Below are 8,728 nucleotides of genomic sequence, written 5' to 3'. Positions count from 1 at the left end.
CGCGACGGGTGCCGCGCGGAGTGCGCGGAGTGCGCGGCGCGCGCGGGTCGCGCGATGCGTCGGTCGCGGTCGGCGCCGGTACGAGGTCGGTGGTCATGATTCCTTCAGCCTCGGGTCGAGGACCCGGTAGAGCAGGTCGGCGGCGAAGTTCGTGAGCACGACGATCGTCGAGAAGACGACGAACGTGCCCTGCAGCAGGGGCAGGTCGGGGGTTCCGAGCGCCTGGTACGTCAGGTAGCCGAGGCCGGGCCACGAGTAGACCGTCTCGACCGTGACCGCGCCGCCCACCAGGCCGCCCACGGTCAGGAAGATGAGCGTGACGGTCGGCAGCAGGGCATTGGGCACCGCGTGCCGCCGGCGCACGTCGTCTTCGCGGAGTCCCTTGGCGCGTGCCGTGACGAGGTAGTCAGCGGACATCTCCTCGAGGAGCGACGCGCGCATCACCAGCAGGTACTGCGCGTACACCACCGCCACCATCGTCAGGACGGGGAGGACGAGGTGCCGGGCGACATCCCACACCCAGGCGAGGCCCGTGGCATCACTGCCCGGCGTCACCATCCCGCCGGTGGGGAACCAGTGCAGGAGCCCGCCGAAGACGAGCAGCAGGAGCAGTCCGAGCCAGAACGTGGGCACCGACCAGAACGTGAGCGCGACGGCTGTCTGCGAGCGGTCGAAGCCCGATCCTCTCCGCCAGGCGGCCCGCTGGCCGAGCACCAGCCCGAGCACGATCGAGATGGCGGCGGCGGTCGTCGTGAGCAGGAGGGTGGGCCCCAACCGGGATCCGATCAGCTCCGACACCGGTTCGTTGTAGGTGTACGAGATGCCCAGGTCTCCGTGCAGGAGATCCACCAGGTAGTTCCAGAACTGCACGAGGAGGGGCTGGTCGAGGCCGTACTGACGACGAAGCACCTCGACCTGTTCGGCGCTGACCCGGCGACCTCGCGTGAGCGAGATCGCCGGGTCGCCCGGGAGGATGCGGAAGGCGAAGAAGCCGAGCACGACGATCATCAGCAGGCTGACGACCGCGCCCGAGCCCTTCTCGAGGACGTACCGCGGCCAGGAGGCACCGCGGGGAGTCTCGTCCCCCGATGCCTCCCGGACTGCGTCCTCCGGTTGGAGCGCGACGGTCATCTGATCAGGCTCGGTCGTCCGCGGTGGCGGAGCGCTTGCGGCGCCAGACGAGGACGATCACGCCGCCGACGACCACGACGGCCGCGACGATCGACACGATGAGCCACGTCGGCGCACCCGTGTCGTTGCCGACGGTCTCCGCCGAGGCGACTGGCGTGGCGCCGTAGAAGCCCCAGTAGCCGTTCTGGTTGGTGATGATGCCGCCCTCGGCCGGCTGCTTCGTGAAGCCCTCGAACCGGTCGGAACGGTAGGCCTCCAGCGAGTCGTCGTAGGAGAGCACCAGGTTGACGGCGTCGTCGTACTTCACGGCCCACGCCTCCTTCACCAGCTCGGCGCGGCGCTCGGGGTCGAGCTCGGTGTGCTGGGCGGTGAAGAGCTCGTCGAACTCGGGCGAGCACCAGTTGCTCTCCGAGAGCGCGCCGGAGCCGTCCGCGTTGGGGAAGGACGAGCAGGTGTTGATCGACAGCTGGAAGTCGGGGTCGGGTCCGATGCCCCAGCCGGTGAAGTACATATCGTACTTGCCGAGCGTGGAGTCGTCGTTGACCTGGTTGTCCGAGAACATCTCGACGCTCGTCGCGATGCCGATGTCCTTCAGCCACGGCTGCAGGTACTCGGCCGTCTGCGCGTGCGCCGGGTTGGACGACCGGCCCATGATCCGGAACTCGAGCGGGTTGCCGGCCTTGTCGACGCGGATGCCGTCGGCGCCCATCTCGTACCCGGCCTCGTCGAGCAGCGCGTTCGCGCCGTCGGGGTCGAACGGGATGACCGCGTCCTCGTCGATGCCGAAGTACGCCGGGTACACGGGCGGGATCTCGGTGGCGCCGATCTTCGCGTAGCCCTGCTTCACCCGGTCGACGATGGTCTGCTTGTCGATGGCCATGGCGATGGCACGACGAACGGCGGGGTCCTGCAGCGCGGGATTGCCGTCGCCGAGCGGCGCACCGGTGGCGTCCTTCGCACCCGGGTTCAGCGAGAGGGCCGAGTAGCGTCGTCCGGCGCCGGCGTTGAGGGTGATGCCGTCGGCTCCGTCGAGCGCCTCGTACTGGGCCGGCGTGAGGCCGCTGACGACGTCGACCTCGCCCGACTTCAGCGCCTGGACCTGCGCATCGCCGTTCTTGTAGTACACGTACCGGATGCCGGGAATCGTGGGGGCTCCTCGCCAGAACTTCTCGTTGGCGATGAGCTCGACGCTCTGGCCCTCGTCGTACGAGGAGATCAGGAACGGGCCCGAGCCCACGACGTCCTCGTCGTTGGCGTACTCCTCGGGCGCATCGAGCTCCGACCAGATGTGGGCGGGCACGATGGGCAGGTCGACGCCGGGGTTGGGCGCCTGGGGCTCCTTCAACCGGATCTCGAGCGTGTCGTCATCGACCGCGACCGCCGATTCGATGTTCGTCACCAGGCCGCCGTTGGCCTGCTGGAGCGCCTCGTTCTCGATGATCGCGGTGAACGTCCAGGCCGCGTCCTCCGCGGTGATGGGCTCGCCGTCGCTCCACTCGCGACCTTCGGGGATCGTGTACTCCCAGGTCAGCCCGTCGGGCGAGGTGGACCACTCGGACGCCATGCCGGGCTGCTCTGAGTTGTCCTCCGCGCCCCACTCGACCAGGCGCTCATAGGTGAGGCCGACGAGGTTGGTGCTCGACGCGAGCACCGCCAGGAACGGGTTGAGCGAGTCGATGTCGCTGCTGGTGGCGACGCGGAGGGTCGGGTCGGAGCCCTCCTGGGCGCTGGCGGCGGGCGCGGTGACGAGCGGGACGGCCAGTGCGGCGACGATCGCCGGAATGGCGATCAGTCCCATCCGGCGCGACCGTTCCGTGCTGTCGGAGCGCGATTGCTGTTGGTTCACAGGACCTCACAGGGTTCTGGCGCGCCCGAGGGCGCGCGGACTGCCATGGATTGGGCGGGCTCAGGGACCCGCCGCCCCGTCGCGCCGTCCGACTCAATCACCCCGAAGACGGGGAGTCAATTCGGCCAGATCGCGGGCGAGGCGGTGGCAACACAGGTCGTGATGAGCGTTTTACGTAGCGGATCATCTCCGCTGCGTCTGAGTTTCATCATCCGCGACCAGAAAATCAAGGGTTATCTCCGAATCTCTGGTAGAACGGACGCAATCATGCGCAACGTAACCTTTACGAAACCTGAGGTGGTCGACGGGACCTCCGACGTGGTCGAGACGCCCGACGGCGTCGATGTCGCGCAGCTGTGCGCGCGGCTCATCCGCTTCGACACCACGAACCACGGCGGCGGCCGCAGCGTCGGAGAGCACCGCATCGCCGCATGGATCGCCGAAGTGCTCCGCGATGCGGGCTACGCCGCAGAGGTGATCGGCCCTCGACCGGAACGCGCGAACGTCGTGGTCCGGGTCCCCGGGTCGGATCCGGCCCTCCCCGCGCTCCTCGTGCACGGCCACCTCGACGTGGTGCCGGCCGAGCCCGCGGACTGGACCGTGGACCCGTTCGCCGGCGAGATCCGCGACGGGTACGTCTGGGGTCGCGGCGCCACGGACATGAAGGACATGGTCGCGATGATGGTCGCGTGCCTCCTCGACTGGGCACGGCAGGGCCGGCGGCCGCGTCGCGACGTCGTGTTCGCCTTCGTCGCCGACGAGGAGGACACCGGCGCCGAGGGCGCTCTCTGGCTCGTCGATCACCGTCCCGACCTGTTCGCAGGCGTCGAGGCCGGGATCAGCGAGAGCGGCGGCGCGCCCGTCGAGGTCCGCCACGCGGACGGGCACACGGTGCGGCTGTATCCGGTGGCCACGGCCGAGCGGGGCACCATGCACGTGCGCCTCCGCGCCGAGGGCACCGCCGGCCACGGCTCCCGCCCCACCGACGACAACCCCGTCGCCGCCGTCGCGGAGGCCGTGCAGCGGTTCGGTCGTCATGAGTGGCCGATGCATCTCTCCACGACCGTGCGGGCGTTCCTGCTCCAGGCGTCCGACGCGGTCGGACACCCCGCCGACCTCGAGACCGAAGCCGGGGTGACGGCCGCCCTGTCCGCGCTCGGCGGTGCGGCGGAGTTCGCCCGGCACACCATCCGGGCGACGTCGACGCCGACGATGCTGCAGGCCGGCTACAAGGTGAACGTCATCCCGTCGGCGGCCGCGGCCGAGATCGACGTGCGCTGCCCGCCCGGGTACGAGACGGGCATGGCCGAACGGCTCACCGAGCTCGCCGGCGGCGTGGCGCTCGAGTTCACCTCGTTCCAGCCCCCCGTCGAGGCGCCCGTGGACGGCCACTGGTTCGACGCGATACGCGGGGCCATCCAGCGGTCGGATGCCGCTGCGGTGGTCGTCCCGTTCTGCATGGGCGGCGGCACCGACGCGAAGGCGTTCGCCCGGCTCGGCATCGACGGCTACGGGTTCTCCCCGCTCGGCCCCGATCCCGAGGGTCGACAGCCGTCGGGAGCGCACGGCGTGGACGAGCGCGTTCCCGTCGCCGCGCTGGAGGAGGGCCGCCGCATCCTCGACGACTTCCTGACGAGCGTCTGACGCGGCGTGCGAGCCGCACGCTGAGCGGTCAGCCGCCCAGGAGCGCCCGCACCTCGTCGCCGACGACCCGCATCCGGCTGAGCACGGCGTCGCGCGGATCGGTCGTGGCGCCCTCCCAATCGGCGAGGACCGCCCAGGCGATGCGTCCCTGCGTGGACGCGGCCACGCCGACGTCGATGCGCGCCGTGCTGATGGTGCCGGTCTTGTTCCAGAGCCGGATGCCGCGATCGGTCTCCGTGTGCGCGAGCGGGTCGAGCCCGAACGCCGATGCGACCATCGAGAGGTCGGTGTCGAGCGCGAGCCAGTCGACGACCATCCGACAGACGCCGGGCGAGACGAGCTCCCCGCGCTCGAGTCGGGCCGCGAGGTCGACGAGCTCGCGGGCGCTGCCGCGGGACAGCGTGGGCGGGTGCTCGGGCCCCCGCTCCTCCCGCACCCGATCGAGCAGCGCGGAGTCGTGAAAGCCGAGCGACCGGGAGGTCTCGGCGATCCGCTCGATCCCGAGGCGACGGACGAGCACGTTGGTCGCGAGGTTGTCGCTGACCGCGCCGATGAGGGCGCACGCGTCGTGGATCGACAGCTCGTCGGTGCGAAGCCGATACCAGACGCCCGAGTCGGCGACGAACTCGTCGGGTCGCCGGCGCACCAGCTCGTCGAGGTCGAGTTCGCCCGCCTCGGCCTGCCTGGCGACCTCCACCAGGAGGAAGAGCTTGCCGATGCTCGCGGTGCGCTGCACGCGGTGGGCATCCCGTTCGAGCAGCGTCACGCCGCGATCGACGTCGACGACCGCGGCCGACCACGACACCCCGTGCAGCCCCTCGTCGTGCGCGCCGAACGCGTCTGCCAGCCTCGTGCCCGCCTCGATCGTCATCCGGGTCCTCCTTCGGTTCCCGGGCGACGCTACCATCGAGACGCCGGGCGCGACGGCGGCCCGAGATCAGCCGACGAGGACGCTGAGCACGTTGCCCGCAGGGTCGCGGAACCACGCGATGTCGGGCCCCTGGCTTGTCGCGCTCCCCCGGGCGATGCCGCGCTCGTCGGTGCCGAAGTCGTCGGGTGCCGTGTAGATCTTCGTCTCGACGCCGGCCTCGTTGAGTTCGTCGACCGCCCGATCGATGTCGTCGACCATGAGGTTCAGGATCGTGAACGTCGCCGGCTCGTGGTTCGGCTTCGGGTAGACGAACACGCGCTGGCTCGACGGCAGGACGATCTGGAGGGCGCCCATCGCGTCGTCCTCGATCGGCAGCCCCAGTTTCGTGCCGTAGAACTCCCGCGCCGCGGCGATGTCGTCGACGCTGAACCCCGGGAATGCATCTCGAACGGTGACCATGCGGCCCCTCCTTCGCTCGCGACCAGACTCGCACGCGCGTGGCCGCAGGTCGAGCCCTCGTGCGGCGGTCAGCCCGGTTCGGGATCGACGCGGCGAGGCGGCTCCGCAAGCGAGTGCGGCTCGGCCAGCGGATACGGTTCGGCCACCGGATGCCGTTCGTCGACGGGCGCCTCGAATCCGGCCGCCGCCTCGGCGCCGGCGACCGCGTCGACGTCGGCGTGCCCGTCGAGCGGATGCGCCAGCTCGTCGTCCTTCAGGCGGGCGAGCGCGAGCGTCGCGAACGCGAGGAACGGCGGCACCAGCCCGGCGATCAGGAACGCCGGCGCGAGCCCGATCGCCTCGCCGACGGGACCGGCCACCGCCATCGAGATGGGCATGAGCGCGAGCGAGACGAAGAAGTCGAGGCTCGAGACCCGGCCCAGCATCGAGGGCGGCACGCGCCGCTGCAGCAGCGTGCCCCAGACGACCTGGGCGCCGTCGAACAGCACGCCGACGATGAACAGGGCGATCACCATGACCCACAGCCACGAGGTGAGCCCGATGATCGCGAGCGGCACGCAGCCGACGCCCCACGCCAGGATCATGAGCGTGAGGTAGCGGCGCGGAAGGCGCAGCGAGGCGACGGTCAACGAGCCCACCGCGCCACCCAGACCGAACGCGCCGAGCGCGAGGGCGAACGCGCCGGCGCCCCCGCCGGTCTGGTCTTTCACGGCGAACGGCAGCAGCACCTCGATCGGCCCCATGATGAGGAAGACCAGGATGATCGAGAAGACGAGCGTGGCGAACAGCCACCGCGTGCGCAGCAGGTAGGCGAACCCGTCGCGCAGGTCGATGAACGACTGGCGCACGGGATGCACCTTCACCTCGTCGAGGTCGCGGCGCACGGGGGTCGTGCGCATCACGGCGAGCACGATCGCGGCGACCACCTGCAGCACGGCGACGGCCGCGAACGCCAGCCACGGCGCCTGCACCGCGATGAGCAGGCTCGCGAGCGCGGGGCCGGCCGCCTGCATCACCGCGGGGCGCAGCACGCCCTCGATGCCGTTCGCCGCCAGCAGCTGCCCGGCCGGCAGGATCGCCGGCAGCCACGCGGAGTACGCCGGGTAGAAGAAGCCGTCGGCGAGGCCGAGCACGAACGAGAGCACCGCGATGTGCCACACCTCGATCACGCCGGTCGCGGCGAGCACCGCGGCGACCGCGAACGCGAGCCCGCGGACGATCTCGACGACGATGAGGATGCGCCGCTGCGGGATGCGGTCGGCCGCAACGCCGCCGATGAGCACCGCGACCACCAGGCCCAGGCTCGAGCCGACCGCCACGTACGACAGGTCGATGGGCGAACCGCCGAGCTCGACGACCTGCCACACGGAGGCGACGAGCCACGCTCCGGCCGACAGCAGCGACGCGGCGAGGGCGGCGACGAGCAGGCGGTACTGGCCCGACGAGAACGGGCGGAGGGCGCGCGGCAGCGTGGTCGCGTCGGTGGTCATCGACTCATTCTCGCGTGCGCCGCGGACATCCGCCCGCGGCATCCGGTCAGCGGTCGGTCTTGTCGAGCCATTTCTCCACGAGGTGGTCGGCGACGATGCGACGGATCGTGCCGGACCGCCCTCGCAGGACGATGCTCTCGGTGCGGATGATCGGCCCCTTGCGCCGCACGCCGTCGACGAGCTCACCGTCGGTCACGCCGGTCGCGACGAAGAAGGTGTTGTCGCCGCGCACGAGTTCGTCGAGCTCGTAGACGTGGTCGCAGTCGAGTCCTGCCGCCTCGCCGCGGGCCCGCTCGGCGTCGTCCTTGGGCGCGAGCTTGCCCTGCATGAAGCCGCCGAGCGCCTTGATCGCGCACGCCGTGGTGATGCCCTCGGGGCTGCCGCCGATGCCGACGCACATGTCGATGCGGGACTCGTACCGGGCGGCGTTGATGCCGCCGGCGACGTCGCCGTCGCTGATCAGCCGGGTGCCGGCGCCGGCCGCGCGGATGTCGGCGATGAGCTGCTCGTGGCGCGGGCGGTTGAGCACGGCCACGCGGAGCTCGCCGACCTCCTTGCCCTTCGCCGCGGCGAGCGCGCGCAGGTTCTCGCCGATGGGCTTGCGGATGTCGACGACGCCGATGCCTGAGGCATCCGTCACGATCTTGTCCATGTAGAAGACGGATGACGCGTCGAGCATCGTGCCCCGGTCGGCCACGGCGATGACCGAGAGCGCGTTCTGGCGGCCCGCGGCCGTGAGCGAGGTGCCGTCGATCGGGTCGACCGCGATGTCGCAGGCGGGCCCCCGGCCGTTGCCCACCCGCTCGCCGTTGAAGAGCATGGGCGCCGCGTCCTTCTCGCCCTCGCCGATGACGACGACGCCGTCGAAGTTCACGGTGCCGAGGAAGGCGCGCATCGCGTCGACGGCGGCCCCGTCGGCAGCGAGCTTGTCGCCGCGTCCGATCCACGGGGACGAGCGGATCGCGGCCGCCTCGGTCGCTCGCACCAGTTCGAGCGCGATGTTGCGGTCGGGGTGCAGGAACAGGGTTGCCGTATCGGTGCTCACCATGGAGGGTCCTCCCGGACGCTGTGTCATCGGCCCCGGCGATCGCGGCCGTCGCGCGGGCAGGGTGACGCCCGCGCTCCAAGCCTAGGGATCCGCGGTCGTCGCCGTGATGGATTCGGGCTCCTCGACGACCTCGAACGTCTTGCCGTCGTTGGTCGTCTTCGCCACGTATCCGGCGCTGGGCTTGGTGAGCAGCGAGGCGATCGCCTTGCCGCTCGTGATCGCGAGCTGGGCATCCGCGT

The 8,728-nt window shown here is 70.9% G+C and carries 7 protein-coding genes; 1 reads left to right on the top strand and 6 read right to left on the bottom strand.

Features of this window, described 5'->3' with window-relative positions:
- Window positions 1–93: 93 nt before the first annotated feature.
- A complete protein-coding gene (locus GH736_RS12510; protein ID WP_159603730.1) occupies window positions 94–1,131 on the bottom strand; it encodes an ABC transporter permease in 1,038 nt (345 codons plus the stop codon).
- A 4-nt stretch (window positions 1,132–1,135) separates the two neighbouring features.
- The gene (locus GH736_RS12505; protein WP_159603728.1) at window positions 1,136–2,929 is read right to left on the bottom strand and encodes an ABC transporter substrate-binding protein; all 1,794 of its coding nucleotides are present in this window, start codon (window positions 2,927–2,929) and stop codon (window positions 1,136–1,138) included.
- 345 nt (window positions 2,930–3,274) lie between these two features.
- Between GH736_RS12505 and GH736_RS12500 the strand changes: the two genes are divergently transcribed.
- A complete protein-coding gene (locus GH736_RS12500; RefSeq protein ID WP_235934135.1) occupies window positions 3,275–4,621 on the top strand; it encodes a M20/M25/M40 family metallo-hydrolase in 1,347 nt (448 codons plus the stop codon).
- Window positions 4,622–4,649: 28 nt separating this feature from the next.
- Here the strand turns inward: GH736_RS12500 and GH736_RS12495 are convergent, their stop codons facing one another.
- From GH736_RS12495 to glpX, 4 genes are all read right to left on the bottom strand, one after another.
- Window positions 4,650–5,492, bottom strand: coding sequence for a serine hydrolase (locus GH736_RS12495; RefSeq protein WP_159603724.1), 843 nt, complete (start codon window positions 5,490–5,492; stop codon window positions 4,650–4,652).
- A 66-nt stretch (window positions 5,493–5,558) separates the two neighbouring features.
- Window positions 5,559–5,951: a VOC family protein gene (locus GH736_RS12490; protein WP_159603722.1), complete on the bottom strand. Its 393-nt coding sequence runs from the start codon at window positions 5,949–5,951 to the stop codon at window positions 5,559–5,561.
- 68 nt (window positions 5,952–6,019) lie between these two features.
- The gene (locus tag GH736_RS12485) at window positions 6,020–7,441 is read right to left on the bottom strand and encodes an MFS transporter (protein ID WP_203230753.1); all 1,422 of its coding nucleotides are present in this window, start codon (window positions 7,439–7,441) and stop codon (window positions 6,020–6,022) included.
- Between the two features lie 46 nt (window positions 7,442–7,487).
- The gene (gene glpX, locus GH736_RS12480) at window positions 7,488–8,489 is read right to left on the bottom strand and encodes a class II fructose-bisphosphatase (protein ID WP_159603718.1); all 1,002 of its coding nucleotides are present in this window, start codon (window positions 8,487–8,489) and stop codon (window positions 7,488–7,490) included.
- Window positions 8,490–8,728 lie beyond the last annotated feature (239 nt).

The sequence above is a fragment of the Agromyces humi genome, from assembly GCF_009720255.1.
Lineage (GTDB): Bacteria > Actinomycetota > Actinomycetes > Actinomycetales > Microbacteriaceae > Agromyces > Agromyces humi.
The sequence above is the reverse complement of the archived record's forward strand: the minus strand, read 5'-3'. Positions and strand labels throughout refer to the sequence as shown.